We start from the raw sequence: 23,119 nt of genomic DNA on the forward strand, positions 1-23,119 counted from the left end.
TCTACTATCCTTATTCCCGAAACGGGTCATCTTTACTAACGACACAACAAAAACTCGCCAAGGAGGCGAGTTTTTTTCGTCACACTTTATACACTTGCGCTTCGTACGGACGAAGCGTGAACGGCTCGATTGGTTCCATGTTGCCGATGACGCGTTCTGTCACGTCATACGGCAGCTCCCGCGTCACCGTCTCAGCTGAGAAGTTGCAGAGCACGAGCCACGTCTCGCCTTCGAACGTACGTGTGAAGGCGTATACCGCTTCATCGTCCGGCAGCAACAACTCATACTTCCCGTAGACGACAATCGGATGTTGTTTACGGAGCTGAATCAATTGGCGATAGTAATGGAAGAGCGAGTCCGGATCGCGTCGTGCCGCTTCCGCGTTCACGGTCACATAGTTCGGGTTGACCCCGATCCAAGGCGTGCCGGACGTGAATCCGCCTTGCGCCTCGGCCGACCACTGGACCGGCGTCCGTGAGTTGTCGCGCCCACGTGCGTGAATGCCGCGGAAAATCTCATCATGCGTCAACAGTCCGTTCGTCGTGTAATCCCGATACGCGTTGAGCGTCTCGATATCGCGGTACTCATCGATCGAGTCGAACGCCACGTTCGTCATCCCCAACTCTTCACCTTGATAGATGTAAGGCGTTCCTTTCAACATGTGCAGGAGCGTCGCCAGCATTTTACCGGAGACGACACGGTATTCGTCCGAGTCGTTCCCGAACCGTGAGATGGCTCGCGGTTGATCATGGTTGCTCCAGTAGAGACTGTTCCAGCCATCTTCTTCAAGACCTTCTTGCCAACGCGAGAAGATTGTCTTCAAGTCCGTCAACTTCCAGTCCGTCGGATTCCATTTGCCGAAACTGCCGTTGCCGACGTCGACGTGTTCGAAATGGAACACCATGTTCAACTCGTCACGGTCTGTTCCCGTATAAAGTTTCGCCTCGTCGACGCTGACGCCCGGCATCTCACCGACCGTGATCGTATCGTATTTCGACAAGACCTCACGGTTCATCTCCTGCATGAACTCATGGATGCGCGGCCCGTTGAAGAAGAACGGTGTGCCGTCCCCATAACCCGTCCCACGCGTCTCGCCGTCTGGATAGCTCGGATCTTTCGAGATCATGTTGATGACATCCATTCGGAAACCGTCGACTCCTTTATCGAGCCAGTACGTCATCAAATCGTATACTTCACGGCGCAACGTCTCTGACTCCCAGTTCAAGTCTGGTTGCTTTTTGCTGAACAGATGCAAGTAGTATTCGTCGCTTGCCTCATCGTATTGCCACGCACTCCCTCCGAAGAAAGCGCCCCAGTTCGTTGGCGGCTGACCGTTCTCGCCTTTTTTCCAAATGTAGTAGTCCCGGTACGGGCTGTATTTTGAGGAGCGCGATTCCATGAACCATTGGTGTTCGTCCGACGAATGGTTGACGACGAGGTCCATCATGATTTTGATGCCGTGACGATGCGCTTCTTCGAGCATCGCATCGAAATCGTCCATCGTTCCGAACTCATCCATGATGGCCCGGTAATCGCGGATGTCGTATCCGTTGTCGTCGTTCGGTGAATCGTACACCGGCGATAGCCAGATGACATCGATGCCGAGTTCCGCCAAATACGACATCTTCTCAGTGATTCCAGGGATGTCCCCAATCCCGTCACCGTTCGAGTCATTAAAGCTACGCGGGTAAATTTGATAGACGACCGCTTCTTTCCACCATTGTTTCATGTTTCATCCTCCTCATACGTTCTGTCGATTTCATCGTACCCGCTCGTCGCCTTGATTTCTATCCATGATATGATGAAAATATGCACAATTTTGCTATTAAGAAAGGATGATTCGATGGAAATTGGCTTTTGTGGCTATTCGTATCATACAACGACCTATACTTTTCCTTTTCCCAATCGATTGGAGACGTATTTGATTCGCTTGCAGACAGAAGGCACGGCGCGCATCGTCGTCAATGGGAAGACGTATACGGCACGCCCTGGCGACCTGTTGCTCGTCAAACCTGGTGACGCGTACGAACTGCATGTCGATACCCCGGCAAGCGGGGATTATCATCTTTTCTGTGACGGTCCGACCCTCGATGCATGGTGGATGGCGGTCGATCGTTCCCGCATCACGTCCATCTCGATCGACCCTCGTTTGTTGTCACTCTGGCAGCATATCACCGAAGAGGCGCGACGCCCGACGACTGAACAAAGTCCGGACTTGATTGAAACACTGATTGAAGCCTTGCTCCTCATGCTCGACCGTTCAGTCCAAGAAGTGCAAGCAAACGTGCGACCACCTGTCGTGTCACGCATGATGCGTTATATAGAAGGAAACGTTACAAGCGACTTCAAAGTGGCGGACGTCGCCGACGCGGTCGGGCTCAGTGTATCGCGGACCGTCCACTTATTTAAAGAAGTGACCGGTATGACGATTGTCGCCTATGCTCAATCGATTCGACTCCAGCTCGCCGAAGAACAGATGCAGTATACCCAACACTCTCTCGAACGGATTGCCGAACTGTCCGGATTCCGCTCCTATCCATATTTTCATCGTATCTTTAAACGAAAATATGGCGTCGCACCAGGGGTTTATCGCACACTTCAACAAAAAAACGAAAAAAAATAAAAAAAGAGTGATCCATTTTTTGAACCGCTCCGTTAGATGGGTGTAAACAACGACAACCACTCAAAAAAAGGAGCGATTACCCATGAAGAAGAAAACAATGAACAAGATTGTAGCACCGGCACTCGCACTCGGCTTACTCGTACCATTGAATGCACAGGCAGCGGATCACGCGCCGACAGCAAGCACACCAGCAGGTGACTTACGAGCCACGCTCGACCAATTACTGTCTGAGCATTACGTCTTAGCCGTCACATCGATGATGAAAGCTTACGATGGAGCACCAGACGCTGAAGTCGCGATGAAGGCACTCGATCAAAACGCACTCGACATGACACCGGCCATCGCTTCAATTTATGGAGATGAGGGCGCAGCCCAGTTCGAAGACATCTTCGCTGGTCACAACGACTACTCAGCTGACTTCGTTGAAGCGGCTAAATCAGAAGACAAAGAGCTTCGCGCTGACGCTGAAGCTGAGGTCGACGAATTCGTCGAAGAGTTCTCAACATTCCTTGATGCAGCAACAGAAGGTAACTTACCAAAAGACGCTGCAGCTGACGTACTCGAGCTTCACGAAGACCAAGTTCTCTCAGTATTCGACAACTATGTCGCAGGTGACTACGAGTCGGCATACATGACGTACCGTGAAGGGTACAAGCTCATGTTCGACATCAGTAAAGCCCTCTCAGGCGCAATCGTCACACAGATGCCTGACAAGTTTGAAACTGCTGCTGACACACCGGCCGTCGAGCTTCGTTCAACATTGAACAGCCTTGCTGGTGAACACTTCGCACTCGCAGCAATCGGCATGCAAAAAGGCTACGATCAAGCAGAAGACTTCGACTACGTGAGCTGGGCTGAAGATCAGAACACACTCGATTTCAAAGCAGCCATCGGTTCAGTCTACGGTGATGAAGGTGCGGCCCAATTCGAAAAAGTATGGAACGGGAACCACATCACAGCACAAGGTGACATCGTTGCCGCTACACTTGAAGGCGATGAAGCTAAAATTGAAGAAGCACGCATGAAGCTCGACCAGTTCGCTGTCGATTTCAGCACATTCCTCGACGCAGCGACAGAAGGTAACTTGCCACAAAAAGCTGGCCAAGAAGCCATCAAACAACATGAGGCCCTCGTGCTTCAAACGTTCGATCAGTATGTAGCTGGTGACGCGGATGCCGCTTGGATGTCATTCCGTGAAGGATACGCGTTCATGTTCGGTGTTGGTGAGACACTCGGTAACGCGATCGTGACACAAATGCCTGACAAGTTCGCTGAAACAACAATGCCTGAAGAGATGCCTGAAACAGGTCTCGGTGGTGCACAAGAACAATCAATGAACACGCTCTACGCTGGCCTTGCTGTACTTGGTGGAATCTTGCTCGCCTTTGTAACGCTTCGCAACCGTAAAGTGTCTGAACAATAATTCAATAAGGAGGGAGCCCCATGAACAAGCGCCATTTGTTTCTGGCGCTCTCTCTCTTTTGTTTTGGCTTCTGGACGTGGACGAGCGCCCAAGAATCGTCGTCACCACCTGTAGAAGAAAAACAAATAGAGGAGAGCCCAGATTTATCGGCTGAATTCTCACTTCTACAGGAAGAGGTGAAGAAGCTCCGATTAGCCGAGGAAGAGGAAAGTGCCAAGGCCGCAACACCCGTCCAACTTCAAATTCCCAAAATCAAGGTCGACACCGCGATCGAGCAAGTCGGTGTGCTCGACAACGGACAGATGGGCGTCCCAAAAGACGAGAACCAAGTCGGTTGGTTCGAGCCGGGTGTCAAACCTGGTAGTAAAGGAAATGCCGTCATCGCAGGACACGTCGACAGCAAGACCGGCCCTGCCGTCTTCTATGACCTTGATCAATTGAAGAAAGGCGATGCCGTGACGATTATTGACGAGAATGGCAACATGTTGACGTTTCGTGTCACAAAAACAGAGAGCTACGATACGAAAAACGCACCGATCGAGGATATCTTCGGGGCCACGTCGAGTCGACATTTGAACTTGATCACGTGTTCCGGTACATTCGGTGACGGCGGTTACGACGAGCGTTTCGTCGTCTATACCGAACTTGTCGATACCGAGATCAATACCGAAGTCGAACTCGACGCACCGACGAGCGTCGAACTCCGCGGGAACTTATTGACGTGGCACGCCGTCCGTGACGACGCCGTCATCGGCTATCGCGTCTACGAAATGGTCGACGGTGAAGCGACACATATCGAAAGTATCCCGTCGCACGCCCGGAAGAGCATCGAAGTCACGAACGAGCAGGCAGCGTATTACGTGACAGCGATCGATCAACTCGGGAACGAGTCGAGTCCTTCCGCACAGACGAAGTGATGATCGAAGCACCCACAGACCGCCATCTGTGGGTGCTTTTTATCAACTTGCAACTTCAAGCAAAAAAGCATCCCTCGATGAGGAATGCTTTTTCGTTTAGACGAAACACGGAATCTGCGGGTTGAACGTCTTATTGTTCTCCGTCATGATCTGTTTTTTGATTTTGCCTTCGCCGAGATAGACGATACGGTCAGCGAGCGCCTCCGCGTCCTCTTCATCGTGGGTGACGAAGATTGTCGTCGTCCCCGTCTGTTTGAGGAGGCGGCGCAAATCGTCCCGAATGCGATGTTGGAGCGACGTGTCTAAGTTGCTGAACGGCTCATCTAAAATGAGGAGCGATGGTTTCGGTGCGAGCGCACGCGCGAGCGCGACACGCTGTTGCTGACCACCACTGAGCTCATACGGATAGCGGTGACGGAACTCGGACAGGTTTACGAGCGTCAGCATCTCTTCGACACGCTCGTTCCGCTCTTTCCGGCTCAATTTATGCAGACCGAAGCGGATGTTCTTCTCAACGGTCATATGCGGGAAGAGCGCATAGTCTTGGAACACCATCCCGACACCACGCTGTTCAGGCGGCATGAACTGGCAATCGTCGCAACAGACACAGTCGTTAACGACGACGACGCCTTGATTCGGCATCTCAAGCCCTGCGATGAGGCGTAAAATCGTACTCTTCCCAGAACCGCTGTCACCGAGAAGCGAGACGATTTCACCTTTCGTGATCGAGATTGAGAATCCTTTAATCGTCTCGGCTTGCGCACCTTTATAGCTGAAGTGTAAATCGTTGATTTGAACAAACATTAGTCGGCCTCCTTATCAAGCACCTTATGGAACACAAAGATCAACAGTCCGCTCATGAGCACGATGACGATTGAGGCGAGCGCTGCCTCATGTATCTTCTCGTCACTGACATATTTGAACGCCTGTGTGGCGAGCGTCGAAAAATTGAATGGCTGTAAAAACAGCGTCAGCGGCAATTCTTTCATAATATCGATAAAGACGAGGATGAACGCGCTCATGATCGCCCCTTTAATCATCGGGATATCGACCCGGAAGAACGTCTGTACCGTCCCCCACCCGAGCATGCGTGACGCTTCCGTGAACGACTTCCCGACTTTCTCAAATCCACTCTCAATCGAGTTATAGCCGATGGCGAGGAAGCGGATGACGTAGGCGAAGATGAGCATGATGAGTGTCGTTCTGAATACGAACGTCTGGCCTAAGTCCAAAGCGAGCGCCACGTTCAACACCCACTCATCAAGCAGCAAGAACAACGTGATGACGGCGATGGCGATGGCCGCTCCCGGGATCGAATAACCGAGCGTCGTCACTTTCGAGATGACGCGTGTCATGTTCGACGGGAACAGGCGCGTGTAGTTCGCGATGATGAGCGCGAACACAAGAATGATCACGGTCGCAATGAACGCCACGCTCACCGTGTTCCAGACGAGGCGGAAAAACTCGGCCGTGAACACTTGCTCGAACGTCAATACCGTCCAAGCGACGAGTTGTACGAACGGGATGAGAAACGCGACGGCGAAGATGGTCGCCACATAGCCGAACACGGCGTAGCGGTGCCACCCGGTCAATTGTCTCGGTTTAAGCGGCTTCACTTTTGTCGTCGCATAGCTGAACTGCTTCCGCCCCCGGACGAGCCGTTCCATCGTCAAGATGGCGATAACAAGAATCATGAGCGTCCCGGCGAGTTTGAGCGCCGAGGACGTATCTTTCATCCCGAACCATGTACTGAAGATGGCCGTGCTGAACGTCTGAATCCCGAAGTATTTGACGACCCCATAGTCGTTCAATACTTCCATCAAGACGAGGCTGACCCCGCCGATGATGGCGACGCGCGAGATCGGGATGACGACAGTGAAGAAGATGTCCCATGAGCCGCGGCCGAGGATGCGGGCGTTCTCAATCATCGAGGACGATTGATTGTGCAGGAAGGCCCGCGTGATCGTATAAATGTATGGATACAAGAACAGCGTGAAGATGAACACCGTCCCTTGAATCGTCATGATGTTGAAGTACGTCTGGTCGACGGTGATGCCGAACTCATTGCGCAGCGTCGTCTGGATGACGCCCGTATAGTTCAAGATTCCGTGATACGTGTATCCCCCGATATAAGGCGGGATAGCGAGCGGTAAGATGAGCGCCCATTTGAAGAACCGACGGAACGGAAAGTCATAGACGGTGACGAACCAAGCCAAGCTCGTCCCGATGATGGTCGTCAACAATCCGGTCGCGAGCATGATGAACAGCGTATTGCGCACATAAGTCGGTAACAAGTACTCGCGGATGTGTTGCCAGTTGTCGTTGACCGGTGCGAACAGTTCGACCAAGACGACGACGCCTGGCAGGACGATGAACACCAGCGCGATAAAGCTGAGGATGGCCCATCCATTCAGTTGTCGTTTCAGCGCGTACCAGTTCATGTCGTACAACTCCCGTTCTTTCGTTCAGTCACTTCCTGTCCCATCATATCAGGTTCAACGCTCTCGTTGTACCGCTAGCGTGTCAAGAAACGCAAAAATCTTCGGCCTGAACGTCTGTTCAAGCCGAAGTCTTCTTATTTCCAGCCCGCTTCGTTGAAGAGACGGATGGCTTCTTGTTGGTGTTCTCCAAGTGCCGAGAGGTTGATGTCCTGCTCTTTGAACTCACCCCATGATTGGAGGAGTTCGTTCGGTTCAACCGACTCGTTGACCGGATACTCATAGTTCGCGCTCGCGAACTGTTCTTGTGCTGACGGGTCAGACATGAATTCCATGAGTTTCTTCGCATTGTCTTCGTTCTTCGAGGCTTTTGTCATCGCGATTCCTGAGATGTTCACGTGTGTCCCCGTCGTATCTTGGTTCGGGAAGAAGACACCGAGTTGCTCAGCCACTTTCTTCTCTTCCGCGTCTTCCGAGTTCAACATGAGACCCATATAGTATGTGTTCATGATGGCGACATCACCTTCACCGGCCACGACTGCTTTCGCTTGGTCACGGTCGTTTCCTTGTGGGTCGCGTGCAAAGTTGTTGACCATACCTTTCGCCCACTCTTTTGCCTGGTCGACACCGTTCACTTCGATGAACGAGGCGAGGAGCGAGATGTTGTACATGTTCTCAGACGGACGGACGAGAACTTTGCCGTTCCACTGTTCTTCTGTGAGTGCTTCATACGTTGACAAGTCTTCTGGTTTCACGCGGTCTTTGGCGTAGACGATGACACGGGCCCGCTTCGTGAGACCGAACCATTCTTTGTCTGTGTCACGGTATTTCTCAGGGACGTTTGACTCAAGCACATCGCTATCGACCGCTTGCAGATGTCCCGCTTCTTTGGCTTGATACAAGTTCCCTGCATCCGCTGTGATGAAGAGATCGGCTTCCGTGTTGTCGCCTTCTGTGTTCAAACGCTCGAGCAACTCATCGCTTTTCCCTTCGACGACGTTGACTTTCACGCCTGTCTCTTCTTCGAACTGCTTGTAAAGCTCTTTATCGACATCATAGTGACGGCTCGAGTAAACATTGACGACTTTTGACTCTTCTGCTGTCTCGTTGTCGCTTGAAGTCGTCGTTTCTTCTGTGCTGGCGCAAGCCGCAAGAAGTGATGTCGTGAGCGCAGCCGAAAGGCCAAGTGCCATGTACTTTTTGTTCATTTCATAATCCCCCACTTATTCATCTCTAATATTGGTAATGATAATTACTCTCAGTTACTATCATCACTGATAATCATTCTCACGTCAACCTTTTTTTGAAATCGTTTACCACAGTTATAAACACATAACTTAACAGTTTTAACATCATCATGTCTTGACTTCAAAATGACTAGCCCCCTATAGTGAAAGAGAACAAACCGTCTGGTCGGTACAGAAAGGAGGCATGACATGACAAACCGATCAATGATCACGAAACAGAAATTGTTGGATGCCGCGACGGATATCATCATGGAGCATGGTGTACATCATCTTACATTAGATGAAGTCGCCAAGACGGCTGGCGTCTCGAAAGGTGGTCTCCTATATCATTATCCATCCAAAGAAGCGCTGTTGACCGCAATCGTCGAACGGCTCCAAACCGAGCAAAACGAGTTGTACGAGTCGCTTCAAGCCGACGGCAACGGTCCTGTCGAAGCGTTCGTTCGCCTGTTTGACGAGACGAAACTCCATCCCGAGCGTTCACCGATTCACATCGACGCCGAGAAAATGATTGCCTTCTTGACGCTATTCGCTGTCGACCAGGAATACGCCGAACGGTGGAAGCACGACCTCGACACGTTCTTCGCAGCGTTTCAACAGACGAGCGATCCCGTCGAGACGATGATTATCCGTTATGCACTCGAAGGGATGATGATGTCCGAGCACTTTAACGTCGGCATCGCCCCTCCCGCCCTAAAACAAGACATTATCGCTCGCTTGATCGAGCGAGCCCGGAACATCGATTCGGGTAAAACAGACTAACCCATCAGAGGAGAAATGAACCCCATGCAGAAAATCACGTCCTTCTCCGTCAACAACAAGTTCGCAGTCTGGTTGATGACGATCATCTTGACGGCCGCCGGAATTTTCGCCGGCTTGACGATGAAACTAGAAACGTTGCCTGACATCACGACACCGACCGTCTCGGTGACGACGATTTACCCAGGTGCTTCACCTGAACAAGTGCTCGATGAAGTCAGTACCGTGCTCGAAGAGCGCTTGAAGAGTTTGAACGGGGTCGAACAAGTTCGATCGTCTTCGTTCCAGAACGCTTCAAACATTCAAATCGATTACGATTTCAGCACCGATATGGAAGAAGCTGAACAACTCGTCAAAGACGCGCTCAGCAACGTCGAGTTGCCGGAAGCCGTCCAAGACCCGCAAGTGTCGCGTCTCAGCTTTGACGCATTCCCGGTCATCGGGGCAGCCGTCTCAGATGAGAGTCTCGATTTGGCCGAATTGACGAAATTGGTCGAAGATGAGTTACAACCGGCCCTTGAAGGGGTCGAAGGCGCTCAGACCGTCCAAATCGCCGGACAAGAGATTCGTCGTGTCGAGCTTCAGTTCGATGAGGAGGCACTCGCCGACTACAACTTGACGGAAGACACGGTCAAACAGTTGATTCAAGCGAACGATGCCCGCATCGCGCTCGGCCTGTATGAACTCGGTGATACGGAACAAGCCGTCGTCATCGACGGGAAGTCGGAGACGCTCGAAGCGTTCCGCGACCTCCAAATCCCATATTCACCCGCACAAACGGAACAGCCGGTGCCAGGTGCGCCAACGGAACTTCCGACTGGCGAGACCCCACAAGTCCCGACTGAAGTGCCAGGTGCCGTCCCACCTGCCAACGTCCCGACAACCGTCCCGACCGTCGCCTTGAGCGAACTCGCGACGATTGAAGACCGCGGCGTCGAGGAATCGATTTCACGGTCGAACGGGGAACGTTCCATCGGGATTCAAGTGACGAAAACGCAAGACGCGAACACCGTCGATGTCGTCAACGCCGTCAAAGATGTGCTCGCCGACTTCGAAGCCGACTATGACACGGCCAACGTCACAGTCACGCTCGACCAAGGCCAACCGATTGAAGAATCGGTCGAGACGATGGTCTCGAAAGCGTTACTCGGTGGTCTGTTCGCCATCTTGATTATTCTCGTGTTCCTTCGTAACTTCCGCTCGACGATTATTGCGGTCATCTCCATCCCGCTCTCGCTCTTGATGGCGTTGATCGTCTTGAAACAGCTCGACATCACGCTCAACATCATGACGCTCGGCGCGATGACCGTCGCCATCGGGCGGGTCGTCGATGACTCTATCGTCGTCATTGAGAACATTTACCGTCGCCTCACACGTCCGAACGAGACATTGCGCGGCAAAGAACTGATTATCGCTGCGACGAAGGAAGTGTTCATTCCGATCGCGTCGTCGACAATCGTCACAATCGCCGTCTTCTTGCCGCTCGGTTTCGTCACAGGATTCGTCGGCGAGCTGTTCTTACCGTTCGCCTTGACCGTCGTCTTCGCCTTGCTCGCGTCGCTACTCGTCGCGATCACGGTCGTACCGATGATGGCCGACTCGTTCTTTAAGAACCGCGACAAATTGAAACCGGAAGAAGGACCAGGGAAGCTCGCCGAATGGTATCGCGGCGTCCTCAACTGGTCGCTCAACCATAAACTCGTCGTCTTTGGATTAGCGACGCTTCTCTTAATCGGAAGTTTCGCCCTCGTCCCAGCCATTGGGGTCAACTTCTTGAACCAAGAGTCTGAGAAGACGCTTTACGTCACGTTCGACCCAGAACCGGGCCAAACGCTTGATGATTCGATTGCGGCGGCCGAAATCGCCGAGACGTATTTCATGGAAGAGCAAGCGGACGCGACCGACGTTCAATTCACGGTCGGTGGCGAGAACCCGCTCAACCCTGGGAACAACAAACAAGGGATTTTCATCGTCCAGTACGATCCGGACACGGAAGATTTCGCCGATGTCAAAATCGCCGACGTCGAACGGTTGAATGAACTCGCCTCAGGCGGTGAGTGGAAAGAACAAGACTTCGCCGGCGGCGCCGGAACGAGCGGTGTGACGTATAACGTCTATGCCAACTCACTTGAAGAGCTTGAAGCAATCGTCCCGACATTCATTGAGACGATTGAAGAAGAGACGGATTACGTCCGTCAAGCAACGTCTGACCTTCGCGAATCGTACGTGCAATACACGTTCAACGTCGACCAGCAAGCTGCTGCTGAGGCAGGTGTCTCGGCCGCTCAGCTCGCCCAGACGATTGGACAGTTCCAAGCGCAAGAAAGCCCGCTTTCGACCGTGACAATCGATGACAAGCAGCTCGATGTCATCATCCCGACGGAACAAGTCACGTACGACAGCATTGAAGACTTGCAGGAACAAGAAGTGACAACACCGTTCGGCCCTCGCCCAATCTCGGACTTCATCGAAGTCGAGGAAGGAACGACACCGGATACGCTCGTCCAACGTGACGGGAAGCTCCTAGCTCGCGTCAACGTCGAGCTCAGCACCGACAAAGCGACGGAAGCTTCGGCTGCCATCGAGGAACGTGTATCTGATATCGAACTCCCGACTGGTGTCTCGTATGACGTCGGTGGGGTCACTGAACAGATTCAAGAATCGTTCACCCAGCTCGGTCTCGCCATGCTCGCGGCCGTCGCCATCGTCTACTTGGTGCTCGTCATCACGTTCGGTGGTGCTGTCACACCGTTCGTCGTCCTGTTCTCGCTTCCTTACGCGATTATCGGGGGGCTTGTCGCCCTTCTCATTACAGGCGAAACGATTTCGGTATCTGCCTTAATCGGTGCGCTCATGTTAATCGGGATTGTTGTCACGAACGCCATCGTCTTGATTGACCGCGTCATTCATAAAGAAGCGGCCGGTCTCTCGACACGCGATGCCTTGCTCGAAGCAGCCGGTACGCGTCTCCGTCCGATTCTCATGACGGCGCTCGCGACGATCGGTGCCCTCGCACCGCTCGCTCTCGGCCTTGAAGGCGGCGCCTTGATCTCGAAAGGTCTCGGTGTGACCGTCATCGGCGGACTGACGAGTTCGACGCTGTTGACGCTCCTTATCGTCCCAATCGTGTATGAGTTCTTCGCACGGTTCCGTAAGAAAAAAGAAGCGTAATTCAAAAGAGAGTCGCCCATAAAGGGTCGACTCTCTTTTTGCGCTCAGTAACATTGCATGATGATTTCAGCTTCTTCAAACCGCTTGGCTCGGAGCGCTTCGATCGGAATCAGGAAATAGAGGATGCCGGCGTCGCCGAACATGATGTCAAGTTCATCGCTTGAGTCCATTTGGAATAAGAGAAACGGGTCACTGAATCGTTCCCCATGGGTCTCTTCAACCTCTTCAAACACATCATGTTGCACCTCGTCTGGATGACCGCCGACCGCATGCGCCTCTTCTTCATTGAATAACTCCTCAAACGCGGAATACTCGTCCTCACTCATCAGATCAAACAAGTCGTGATCGTTCTGCGCATAGCCTTCTTCGAATGCGACAGCCCTCTCGTTGAGTGCTTCGCCGACGCGGACCCTTACAAGCGCCGTCGCATCTGTATAGAGGACGCGCCAAAGGTGACGTTCGTCCGCGTCACCCCACGGTTGTTCGTCCAAATCATAGAAGAACGATAACATCCCTTCTTTCGGAAGCGCTTCGACCGATTCAAATCCAGTGAAGTCACTCAGCCGGAACTGTGCCAACAACGTCAAGTTCTCTCCAGGATGGTCCGACGCACTCGGCAAATCTGGGTAGCCGCCAAATTTCGAATGACCAATCGCGACTTCTTCTCGTGTCGTTCGGGGTTCAAGCTTCAAGTTAACGCGCTTCGTGAACGCCGCCAAGATGTCATCACCCTGTTCGAGCCCGTGCTGATCAATAAACTGTTTGATTGATTGAAGTTCCATTCGAACACCTCATTCGGATATGATAAAAGTAGTCTACCATACCGAACGTGTGTACCCTTTATCATTTTTTATATAGCCTTTATCTTGACCGAATGAATGAAACTTGAGAAAATGCATACGTTTTGAACTTATTCGCGAAAGGATGTCATATATGCAACGTCTCATCAAATGGGTGATTGGCCTTTCGCTCTTGTTTGGCTTGAGCTCACTCGGCAATTGGATCGTCGCTGCGCTTGATTTAAAAGTTCCTGGAAGCGTCATCGGAATGGTCCTCTTACTGCTCTTATTGATGACGAAACTGATCCGTGCCGAGTGGATTGAAGACAGCGCTGGTTTTTTGACAAAGCATCTCGCTTTCTTCTTTATCCCGATTGCGGTCGGACTCATGTCTTACAGTGATTTATTGAAGGCGGAAGGTGTGCCACTGTTTGCCGCCTTGATCATCAGTCTATTCGTTGGTCTCATCGTCACCGCACTCATCTCTGGAAGACGAGGTGAAGCCTCATGACATTATTTTGGGTGCTCGTCACCATCGGCGTCTACATGTTGAGCCGCAAACTATCGTTCAAATGGGCGTCCTCCTTCACAAACGTCGTCTTCTTGAGTACAGCGACATTGATTGTCATCTTGCTCTTGTCCGGACAGACGTACGACACGTACGCCCCGGCTCGAGACGCCATCACGACGCTGCTTGGACCAGCCACGGTCGCACTCGGATTACCACTCTATCGCAACTTGCCTATCTTGCTCGCTCGCGCGAAACGGGCGCTCGGGGCCATCATGCTCGGGACGCTGTCGACGATTTTCGTCGCTGTCGGGTTAGGGACCGCGCTCAAATTGACGGATCACGTCTTGCTCGCCTTGTCCGTCAAATCAGTGACGTCACCAATCGCCTTAGAATTGGCGCGGCAACTACAAGGTGACGCCGCACTCGCCGCGTCGGTCGCCGTCGCTTGCGGAATCCTCGGGGCCATGCTCGGTCCGATGATTCTCACGCGCTTCAACGTGACCGACCCGTTCACGCGCGGACTTGCGCTCGGGACGCTCAGCCACGGCATCGGGACGGCTCAAGCTGCGACGGAACACCCATTATCCGGTGCGACAGGGGGAGCGGCAATGGGTCTGTCTGCCATCTTCACGTCATTTGTGTTGCCATTTCTACTTCCTCTTCTGTTTTGATTCGGGAAGAAATCGGGCACGAAGAGAGGCCATCGCGCCTCTCTTTTTATTTTCAAACAATTTCGATACTTTTCAAAACGGCTCTCATGCTAAACTAAATGAGAACAGATTCATCAGAGGAGGCAGACCATGCAATCGAAATTGATTGAACGTTTAATCACGTATGCAAAAATTGATACACAGTCCGACTTCACGAGTGAGACGACTCCGTCGACGGCGAAACAATGGGATTTGATTCGCCATCTCGAGACCGAATTGAAAGCAATCGGGCTCGAGGACGTCGAGACGGATGAGTACGGTTACTTGTTCGCGACACTTCCGAGTAACGTCGACCATGATGTACCGACGATCGGCTTACTTGCCCACGTCGATACGGCGACCGACTTCACCGGGACGAACGTCAACCCGCAACTCGTCGCACATTACGAGGGTGGCGATATCGTCTTGAACGAGGCGCTCCAAGTCATCTTGTCGCCGCGTGACTTCCCGGAGCTCGACGGCTATGTCGGACATACGCTCATCACGACAGACGGCACGACCTTGCTCGGTGCCGATGACAAAGCCGGTATGGCCGAAATCGTCACTGCGGTCGAATACTTATTGGCCCATCCGGAGATTCCGCACGGACCGGTCCGGATCGCCTTCACACCGGACGAAGAAATTGGACGCGGCCCGCACAAGTTCGACGTCGCTCGCTTCAACGCCGACTTCGCCTATACGATGGACGGCGGTCCCCTCGGCGAACTCCAATATGAGAGCTTCAACGCCGCTGGTGCCACGGTCACGTTCCATGGGACGAACGTCCACCCGGGCAGTGCCAAAAACAAGATGGTCAACTCGATGAAATTGGCGATGGCATTCCACAACCGCCTTCCGGCTGATGAGGCCCCAGAGCATACGAGCGACTACGAAGGATTCTTCCATCTGAACGGTTTCTCTGGCGACGTGGAGACGACGACGCTGCAATACATTATCCGTGACCACGATCGCACGAAGTTCGAGGCGCGCAAAGCGTTGCTTGAAAAGCTCGTCGTCGAATGGAAACAGAAGTACGGCGAAGCGCGCGTTGACTTAAAAATGGACGACCAATACTACAACATGGCCGAGAAAATCGAGCCAGTGAAACACATCGTCGATACGGTCGCCGACGTCATGCGCGAACTTGGAATCGAACCGAAAATCGAACCGATTCGCGGTGGTACGGACGGTTCGCAACTATCGTATATGGGACTCCCGACCCCGAACATCTTCACGGGCGGCGAGAACTATCACGGCAAGTTCGAGTACGTCTCCGTCAACAACATGGAAAAAGCGACCCACGTCATCATCCAGACGCTCCGCACGTTCGCTGAACGCGCGCGAGCATAACACATGCGCCTCCAATCGTTCTCTTCTAGAATAGAGACATTGGAGGCGATTTTTTATGAAGCATACGTTTCAAATGAACCTCGACTGGACCGGCGGACGCAACGACGTCGGAACGATTGAGGCCGAACGGTTAAAGACACAAATCTCGATTCCCCCGGAAATGGATGGTCCGGGCATCGGGACGAACCCCGATGAGATGTTGCTCGGTGCTGCGGCGACCTGCTATATCATCACGCTCGCGGCTATGCTCGGGCGAAGCGAACTGCCACATCGCGGAATCACGATTGACGCCGAAGGCATCGTCGACGTGACGAACGGTGTCTTCACGTATGAGACGATTCGCTACACGACCCGCATCAACGTGCCGACAGATGCCACAGACCGTGATATCACGCTCGTCGAACGGATCGCCAAGAAAGCCAAGGACGGCTGCATGATTTCACGCGCCTTGGCCGGCAACGTCACGTTCGAGCTCAGCACGACGGTCACACGCGTCGACTGACGATGTATCGCTTCGCACTAGACCTGCAAGAAGGCATCATTTTGAAACGACGCAATCGGTTCGTGATGGATGTATTGATCGGCGACACCGTCGTCGCCTGCCACTGTCCGGTCACAGGCCGCATCGGTGACCTCGTCTTTGACGGGGTGCCTTGCCTCATCTCGACAACGAACGATCCGCGACGGAACACCGCCTTCACAGTAGAAGCCATCTCGATTGATGCAGACCGACAATGGATTGGGATTCATCAAGGTCGCGCCAACGATTTCGTCGCGTATTGCTTGGACACGGACGCATTACCGGTCTTTCCTTACTCGAAACATGTGGAACGCGAGCAAGTCATTGGCACGTCACGACTCGATTTCAAAGTTGATGGTGTCTATATGGAAGTGAAGGCACCACTCACCGAGTTGTTCGTGACGCCTCTCCCCCGCTTTGAACGCCGTGCGGTGACGAGACCGATCGAGACCGAACGATTAATTCGCCATCTCGAGACGTTGATTGCGACGTTGCCTGCAACCAAACGGGCCGTCCTGCTGTATGTCTTCTTATATGATGCGCCCGTCTTCACCGGCAATCCGAACCGGAAACAAGACGCGCGGATTCGTCAGCTGATTCGCGATGCGATCACGAATGGATTAGAAATTTGGCAAGTGAACGGCGACCTGTCCAGAGAAGGGATTCGTTTGATCCGATGTGTTGAGACAACGAATCATTTCAAGTAAAAAAGCCATCGCTGATGGCTTTTTTACTGTAATAACAGTGGGGTCACGTATGCCTCGATGACGGCCGAAATGGCGAGGAGCGGCACCGCGATGAAGAGAAACATCTTCACGCCTGCCACAAATAGCGCCTTGAACGTGACGTCCGTCTCTTTACCGCGCAGTTTCTTCCACACGTAACGGTTGAGCGATAATCCCATCGCCGCTCCGAGTAAGATGGCCGATATCTCCGTGACACCGTGGGGTAAAATGCCGAGCACGATGACCCGAATCACGGATTCGCCGGCAAACCCAACGAGCATGGCGACCAGCCCGATGACCGCGGCGTTGATGACGACGAACACGTACGGGATGAAGAGTGGAATCATCCCGAGCAGGAAGGCGAACAGCGTGACACGCGTATTGTTCACGAACAAGGCAATCATCGTCTCATGGGCGCTCGAATCGAACGTCAAGCCCCTCGATTCAAACGTATCTCCGAGCTGCGCTAAAATCTCGTCTATTTGATCGGGTGCGATGAACGATCGAAACAAGAAATACGACCCGATACCCGTCACGAGGAAAATGACCCATAGACGGAAGAAATCTCTACGATAATAGTTCGACCACGCTTCTTTCAGCGGGAGCGTTGTTTTCATGACTGATTCCCCCTTTTATTCTCTATACGAATCAGGTTGCTGTTTGTTTCATTTTTACCCACGACTGCGCGTTTTCAAAAAACGTGATACAATACACGTCGTAAACTAATCAGAAAAACGAGGGATCCTATACATGATTACAGTAAATAACGTAAGTCTCCAATTCGGTGGACGCAAGTTGTTCGAAGACGTGAACATCAAGTTCACACCAGGCAACTGTTACGGCTTGATCGGTGCGAACGGCGCCGGGAAGTCAACATTCTTAAAAATTCTTGCCGGTGAGCAAGACACGACGACAGGTGACGTCAGCTTCTCGCCTGGCGAACGCCTCGCTGTCCTTAAACAGGACCATTATGCGTACGAAGATCAAGCGGTACTCGAGACGGTCATCATGGGCCACGAGCGCTTGTATCAAGTCATGAAAGAAAAAGACGCCATCTATATGAAGGAAGATTTCTCTGACGAAGATGGTATGCGCGCTGCTGAACTCGAAGGCGAATTCGCTGAGATGAACGGTTGGGAAGCCGAATCAGAAGCTGCCATGGTCCTTCAAGGACTCGGCATCACGGACGCGTCACACCACAAGCTCATGAGTGAGCTCACAGGTGGCGAGAAAGTTAAAGTTCTCCTTGCGCAAGCATTGTTTGGCAAACCTGACATTCTTCTCCTCGATGAGCCGACGAACGGTCTTGACCTTAAAGCGATTCAATGGCTCGAAGAGTTCTTAATCAACTTCGAGAACACCGTCATCGTCGTATCCCATGACCGTCACTTCTTGAACAAAGTATGTACGCACATGGCCGACCTCGACTTCGGTAAGATTCAATTGTACGTCGGGAACTACGACTTCTGGTACGAGTCGAGCCAACTTGCTTCACGCATGGCCAACGACCAGAACAAGAAAAAAGAAGAGAAGATTAAAGAACTTCAAAACTTCATCGCCCGTTTCAGCTCGAACGCCTCGAAGGCGCGTCAAGCGACGTCGCGTAAGAAGTTGCTCGATAAAATCACGCTCGACGATATCCGTCCATCGTCACGCCGTTATCCGTTCGTCGGTTTCTCGATGGAACGTGAAATCGGGAACGACGTGCTCTACGTCGACAACGTCTCGAAGACAATCGATGGCGTCAAAGTACTCGACAACGTCACGTTCTCATTGAACAAGACGGACAAAGTCGCATTCGTCGGCCGTTCGGACGTCGCCATCACGACACTCTTCAAAATCATCATGGGTGAGATGGAGCCTGACGCAGGTACGGTCAAATGGGGCGTCACGACGACACAGTCGTACTTCCCGAAAGACAACTCAGAATACTTCGAAGGCTCGGATAAGAGCATCTTGGATTGGTTACGCCAGTTCTCACCAGCAGACGAGTCGGATACGTTCCTTCGCGGCTTCCTCGGTCGTATGCTCTTCTCAGGCGAAGAAGTCATGAAGAAAGCATCTGTCCTCTCAGGGGGAGAGAAAGTGCGTTGCATGCTCTCGAAAATGATGCTGTCGAACTCGAACGTCCTCGTCCTCGACGATCCGACGAATCACTTGGACCTCGAGTCGATCACAGCGCTCAACAACGGGCTCGAGACGTTCAAAGGCGTACTCCTCTTTAGCTCGCATGACCATCAGCTCATCTCAACGATTGCCACGCGCATCATCGAAGTGACGCCGAACGGGATTGTCGACAAAGAAGCGACGTACGACGAGTTCCTCGAGAACGAATCGCTCCAACAACAAGTCGAATCACTTTATCAGAACGCATAAGAAAAACGATCGGCCGCGGCCGATCGTTTTTTATTTGACCTCGACGGTCTCCATGATGTGTTCATGGATGTCGTGTCCTTTTGTCACATGGACTTGAACGTTATACGTACCGGCCTCAAAGAATGTATGCTCACCCGCATAGTTTCCGCCTTCCGTTTCTTCGAGTTTCACCCACTCGTGTTTGTCTGCACCGTCTTTAAACACTTCAAGTTGAACATCCGCACCTGTCAACGCCTCATGCTCAATCTCGACGTTGACGGTGAACGGTTGGGCTTCCTCGGCGACCGCTTGTGTCGGGTCGAGGACAATGTCCGCTCCGGCGTGATGGTGATGATCTTCTTCAGCCTCTGCTTCCGCCGCTGTCTCTGGATGACCGACCGTCACGTTCGTCGTCGGCATCGTATGCATCGACCGAGCCGTTACATGCACTTGAACCGTATAGACCGCTTCTTCGGCAAACGACGTCTCCGCCTCATATACGCCGTCTTCTGTGAGCGTCGCTTTTGTCATCTCGCTCTCTTCCTTGGCACCGTTCTTCCAGACTTCGAACTTAATTTCGTCGGCGTCATCGACCGCTTTCCCGTCTTGTGTGACGCGAACCGCCAATGTGACCGCCTCGTCTTTATCGGCTGTCGCCGGCACGTTCAATTCTGCTTCTACCGGCTCCATCGATGGCGTGGTCTCGGCGCTTTTTGTTGTCTCATCTGTCCCGCACGCTCCGAGAACGAATAGACCGACCAGTCCAAACGTTACACCCAATCGTTTCATCATGGTGTTCATATTGAATCCCCCTATTCAATCGCTTACATTCTTCACACATTGTTCATGATAGCACCCTTTTTTCGGAAATGTGTGAGGATTGTGTGATATTTTCCGAGTTTACCACTCATAAATTGAACACAAATTTTGAGAGATATTATCCAAAAAATCCTTTGCCTTATTTTAGGATTGGACGATGTTTGCCATCAAAAGGGGGTATATAAAATATATACACAGCTCAATATATGGAAAGCCTTAACATCAAGATACATACACCCAAGAATGGAGGCGAAACCAAAATGAAGAGCAGGTTCGTACGTGTGTTAATGGCCTTGTTGATCATGTTGGCACCGTTAGTCGCTTATCCAAAATCGGCCGATGCCGCCGCGTCGAAATTCATCACGAGCGTGAACACGACGAGTAAAGTCGTTGCGTTGACGTTCGATGACGGAGCGGATGGTGCGAATACGAATAAGATTTTGGACATACTTGCCAAGAACAATGTCAAAGCCACTTTCTTTTTGACTGGATCGGGCGCCAATAACCATCCTCAATACATCAAAAACATCGCCGCTAAAGGTCACCAATTCGGTAACCATTCGTATACTCATCCAGACTTCACGAAGTTGACCGCCACGCAGATGAAATCGGAACTCGATCGGACGGAAGCGAAAATTAAATCGATTACCGGTAAAACAACAAAACCAATTTTCCGGGCCCCATTCGGCGCCGTTAACAGCGCCGTGTTGAGCGGAGTTGGTGCAGCAGGCTACGGCTACACGATTCAATGGAACATCGATACCGTCGACTGGAAAGGTGTCACCGCTAGTCAAATCAATACGAAAGTACAAGCGAATATCAAACCGGGCTCAATCGTCTTAATGCACACCGGTGCCGGCGCTCCGGGCACACCGCTCGCCTTGCCGACGATGATTTCGCAATTGAAAGCGAAGGGCTATAAATTCGTCACTGTCTCCCAACTCCTTGCTTATCGTTCTACTTCGACTGCCAAAACGTATACCGTCAAATCAGGTGATACCCTCTATAGCATCGCTCGTGCTTACGGCGTCACCGTCTCTGCCCTCGCCGCCGCCAATAAAATCACAAACTACAATTTGATTTATGTCGGACAAGTGCTCGTCATCCCAGGTACGACAACAACTCCGACGACAGTGAAGTACACCGTCAAATCGGGCGACACGCTCTATAAGATTGCGACGATGTATAATACGACCGTCGCCAAGATTGCCGCCGCCAACAATATTACGAACACGAGCTTGATTTACGTCGGGCAAGTGCTCACGATTCCACGTTAACCAAAAAGAAGTGTCCGCCACACATTCCGCGGGCACTTCTTTTATGTGCCAAGACATTCATCGACCATCGCGACCGCGACATGCGCGTCATTGACCCCGTGGACGAGGACACGGCCGTCTTTGAATAAGAGCATCCGATGATTCCGCCAGCGCCATTCTAACGTGAACGGTGTTCGCTTCACCGCAATGTCAGCACGTTCTAGCAGATTGGCGATAGGGGCCAGTCCTTCGATGGACCGACGGACTTGAACGACGTCACGTCCGCATAGAAGCGACGTCTGCTGTCGATTTGACACAAGGCTCGGATAGTCATGCGTCTGACAAGACGGGCAAGACACGTCGATGAGCCGCGCGACATCGAGTCGCTGCGACTGATTTTCCCACATGTCTTCAATCAAGAGCCGACGTTCCATCTTTTCAGGACGACCCGTCAAAAACTTCAACGCCTCGACGACTTGACGACTCGCCACGTGTTGTACAATCGGTGCCACCACTCCCGCTGTCGCACACGTCTGTCCAGTTAGTGGTAAGTGACGCATGAGGCAGCGAAGACATGGGGCCTCTCCCGGCATCACCGTGTAGTTCATGCCGTACGCCCCGACGCACGAGGCGAACATGAACGGAATGCCGCGGTCGAGTGCGAAATCGTTTAACAACAGCCGTGTCTCGACATTGTCTGTTGCGTCCAAAACGAGATCGACGTGAGGCAAGGCGCGAAGCCAATCCCACGAGACGTCGACGATTTGCGCGTCTAACTCGATGTCCGAGTTGATGACCCGTAAACGTTCGAGCGCGGCAATCGCTTTTGGCGTCTCACTGATCGCATCCTGTTCTACGTAAAGCGTCTGTCGCTGTAAGTTCGTCACCTCGACATAATCCCGGTCGACGAGGACGAGCGAGACACCGGCCCGCACAAGCTGATCACTTACGGCCGCACCGAGCGCACCGAGACCGATGACGAGCACCCGTTTCTCCATCAGACGTTCTTGGCCCTCCGCTCCGATGCCGTGGAACCGGGCCTGCCGCGCATAGCGCTCCGAGGCGTGTGTCATCGGACGTAATCCCCTGACTTCCCACCTTGTTTCTCGAGCAGATATGTCGGTCCGATGACGATCCCTTTATCGACGGCTTTTGTCATGTCATACACGGTCAAGGCGGCGACGGACGCGGCCGTCAACGCCTCCATCTCGACACCGGTATCACCTTTCGTCTTCACGAACGCCTCGATGATGAGCTGCGTCCCGTCCCACTCGAACGTCAAGTCGACTTTTTTCAAGGCGAGCGGGTGGCACATCGGGATGATGCGGCTCGTCTCTTTAGCGGCCATGATGCCAGCCACTTGGGCGACGGCGAGCACATCTCCTTTTGCAAGACCGCCGTCTGTGATGAGCTGTTTGAGTTCACGACTCAGTTCAACCGACGTACGGGCCCGAGCCGTCCGTGTCGTCTCTACTTTCCCGGATACATCGACCATCTGCGCCCGTCCTTGGTTGTTCATATGTGTTAATTCCATCGT

21 protein-coding genes are annotated in these 23,119 nt (G+C 52.5%); 12 read left to right on the plus strand and 9 right to left on the minus strand.

The window, feature by feature from the left end; genetic code table 11:
* Positions 1-79: 79 nt before the first annotated feature.
* Positions 80-1,729 carry a glycoside hydrolase family 13 protein gene (locus KNP85_RS04500; RefSeq protein ID WP_214801583.1) on the minus strand — a complete coding sequence of 550 codons (1,650 nt, stop codon included), beginning with the start codon at positions 1,727-1,729 and terminating at the stop codon, positions 80-82.
* 114 nt (positions 1,730-1,843) lie between these two features.
* On the opposite strand from KNP85_RS04500, the gene KNP85_RS04505 reads away from it, so the two are divergent.
* The 3 genes from KNP85_RS04505 (at position 1,844) to KNP85_RS04515 (ending at position 4,963) form a co-directional block, all read left to right on the plus strand.
* On the plus strand, positions 1,844-2,623 hold the full coding sequence (locus KNP85_RS04505; protein WP_214801585.1) for a helix-turn-helix domain-containing protein: 780 nt from the start codon (positions 1,844-1,846) through the stop codon (positions 2,621-2,623).
* A gap of 82 nt (positions 2,624-2,705) precedes the next feature.
* On the plus strand, positions 2,706-4,046 hold the full coding sequence (locus KNP85_RS04510; protein ID WP_214801587.1) for a globin family protein: 1,341 nt from the start codon (positions 2,706-2,708) through the stop codon (positions 4,044-4,046).
* Between the two features lie 20 nt (positions 4,047-4,066).
* Positions 4,067-4,963 carry a class F sortase gene (locus tag KNP85_RS04515; protein WP_214801589.1) on the plus strand — a complete coding sequence of 299 codons (897 nt, stop codon included), beginning with the start codon at positions 4,067-4,069 and terminating at the stop codon, positions 4,961-4,963.
* Between the two features lie 96 nt (positions 4,964-5,059).
* On the opposite strand, the gene KNP85_RS04520 is transcribed toward KNP85_RS04515, so the two are convergent.
* The 3 genes from KNP85_RS04520 to KNP85_RS04530 form a co-directional block, all read right to left on the minus strand.
* A complete protein-coding gene (locus tag KNP85_RS04520; protein WP_021068048.1) occupies positions 5,060-5,767 on the minus strand; it encodes an ABC transporter ATP-binding protein in 708 nt (235 codons plus the stop codon).
* Entirely contained in the window at positions 5,767-7,404 is a 1,638-nt protein-coding gene (locus KNP85_RS04525; RefSeq protein WP_058765398.1) for an ABC transporter permease, read from the minus strand. Before KNP85_RS04525 ends, KNP85_RS04520 begins: the two co-directional genes overlap by 1 nt.
* Positions 7,405-7,538: 134 nt before the next feature.
* Positions 7,539-8,609 carry a Fe(3+) ABC transporter substrate-binding protein gene (locus KNP85_RS04530; RefSeq protein WP_214801591.1) on the minus strand — a complete coding sequence of 357 codons (1,071 nt, stop codon included), beginning with the start codon at positions 8,607-8,609 and terminating at the stop codon, positions 7,539-7,541.
* Between the two features lie 228 nt (positions 8,610-8,837).
* On the opposite strand from KNP85_RS04530, the gene KNP85_RS04535 reads away from it, so the two are divergent.
* Positions 8,838-9,410 (plus strand): TetR/AcrR family transcriptional regulator, encoded by a 573-nt coding sequence (locus tag KNP85_RS04535; protein ID WP_021068045.1) that lies wholly within the window; start codon positions 8,838-8,840, stop codon positions 9,408-9,410.
* A 24-nt stretch (positions 9,411-9,434) separates the two neighbouring features.
* Positions 9,435-12,578 (plus strand): efflux RND transporter permease subunit, encoded by a 3,144-nt coding sequence (locus KNP85_RS04540; RefSeq protein WP_214801593.1) that lies wholly within the window; start codon positions 9,435-9,437, stop codon positions 12,576-12,578.
* Between the two features lie 44 nt (positions 12,579-12,622).
* Here the strand turns inward: KNP85_RS04540 and KNP85_RS04545 are convergent, their stop codons facing one another.
* Positions 12,623-13,360: a YwqG family protein gene (locus tag KNP85_RS04545; protein ID WP_214801595.1), complete on the minus strand. Its 738-nt coding sequence runs from the start codon at positions 13,358-13,360 to the stop codon at positions 12,623-12,625.
* Positions 13,361-13,511: 151 nt separating this feature from the next.
* On the opposite strand from KNP85_RS04545, the gene KNP85_RS04550 reads away from it, so the two are divergent.
* The 5 genes from KNP85_RS04550 (at position 13,512) to KNP85_RS04570 (ending at position 17,134) form a co-directional block, all read left to right on the plus strand.
* The gene (locus KNP85_RS04550; RefSeq protein WP_214801599.1) at positions 13,512-13,868 is read left to right on the plus strand and encodes a CidA/LrgA family protein; all 357 of its coding nucleotides are present in this window, start codon (positions 13,512-13,514) and stop codon (positions 13,866-13,868) included.
* Entirely contained in the window at positions 13,865-14,539 is a 675-nt protein-coding gene (locus KNP85_RS04555; protein ID WP_214801601.1) for an LrgB family protein, read from the plus strand. Before KNP85_RS04550 ends, KNP85_RS04555 begins: the two co-directional genes overlap by 4 nt.
* Positions 14,540-14,668: 129 nt before the next feature.
* Positions 14,669-15,907 carry a peptidase T gene (gene pepT, locus KNP85_RS04560; protein ID WP_029596316.1) on the plus strand — a complete coding sequence of 413 codons (1,239 nt, stop codon included), beginning with the start codon at positions 14,669-14,671 and terminating at the stop codon, positions 15,905-15,907.
* Between the two features lie 55 nt (positions 15,908-15,962).
* The gene (locus tag KNP85_RS04565; RefSeq protein ID WP_214801604.1) at positions 15,963-16,409 is read left to right on the plus strand and encodes an SACOL1771 family peroxiredoxin; all 447 of its coding nucleotides are present in this window, start codon (positions 15,963-15,965) and stop codon (positions 16,407-16,409) included.
* 41 nt (positions 16,410-16,450) lie between these two features.
* On the plus strand, positions 16,451-17,134 hold the full coding sequence (locus tag KNP85_RS04570; RefSeq protein ID WP_214801607.1) for a DNA/RNA nuclease SfsA: 684 nt from the start codon (positions 16,451-16,453) through the stop codon (positions 17,132-17,134).
* 23 nt (positions 17,135-17,157) lie between these two features.
* Here KNP85_RS04570 and KNP85_RS04575 read toward each other — a convergent pair whose 3' ends face one another.
* Positions 17,158-17,769 (minus strand): stage II sporulation protein M, encoded by a 612-nt coding sequence (locus KNP85_RS04575; RefSeq protein WP_021068038.1) that lies wholly within the window; start codon positions 17,767-17,769, stop codon positions 17,158-17,160.
* A 133-nt stretch (positions 17,770-17,902) separates the two neighbouring features.
* Between KNP85_RS04575 and KNP85_RS04580 the strand changes: the two genes are divergently transcribed.
* On the plus strand, positions 17,903-19,528 hold the full coding sequence (locus KNP85_RS04580; RefSeq protein ID WP_214753607.1) for an ABC-F family ATP-binding cassette domain-containing protein: 1,626 nt from the start codon (positions 17,903-17,905) through the stop codon (positions 19,526-19,528).
* A 30-nt stretch (positions 19,529-19,558) separates the two neighbouring features.
* Here the strand turns inward: KNP85_RS04580 and KNP85_RS04585 are convergent, their stop codons facing one another.
* On the minus strand, positions 19,559-20,308 hold the full coding sequence (locus tag KNP85_RS04585) for a FixH family protein (RefSeq protein ID WP_214801610.1): 750 nt from the start codon (positions 20,306-20,308) through the stop codon (positions 19,559-19,561).
* A gap of 278 nt (positions 20,309-20,586) precedes the next feature.
* Here KNP85_RS04585 and KNP85_RS04590 point away from each other — a divergent pair, with 278 nt between their 5' ends.
* Entirely contained in the window at positions 20,587-21,603 is a 1,017-nt protein-coding gene (locus tag KNP85_RS04590) for a LysM peptidoglycan-binding domain-containing protein (protein ID WP_214801613.1), read from the plus strand.
* A 41-nt stretch (positions 21,604-21,644) separates the two neighbouring features.
* Here the strand turns inward: KNP85_RS04590 and KNP85_RS04595 are convergent, their stop codons facing one another.
* Complete coding sequence (locus KNP85_RS04595; RefSeq protein WP_214801616.1) at positions 21,645-22,655, minus strand: ThiF family adenylyltransferase; 1,011 nt, start codon at positions 22,653-22,655, stop codon at positions 21,645-21,647.
* Complete coding sequence (moaC, locus tag KNP85_RS04600) at positions 22,652-23,116, minus strand: cyclic pyranopterin monophosphate synthase MoaC (protein WP_214801619.1); 465 nt, start codon at positions 23,114-23,116, stop codon at positions 22,652-22,654. Before moaC ends, KNP85_RS04595 begins: the two co-directional genes overlap by 4 nt.
* Positions 23,117-23,119 lie beyond the last annotated feature (3 nt).

Origin of the sequence: Exiguobacterium sp. s194 (assembly GCF_018618275.1) — a bacterium.
Taxonomy (GTDB): domain Bacteria; phylum Bacillota; class Bacilli; order Exiguobacteriales; family Exiguobacteriaceae; genus Exiguobacterium; species Exiguobacterium chiriqhucha.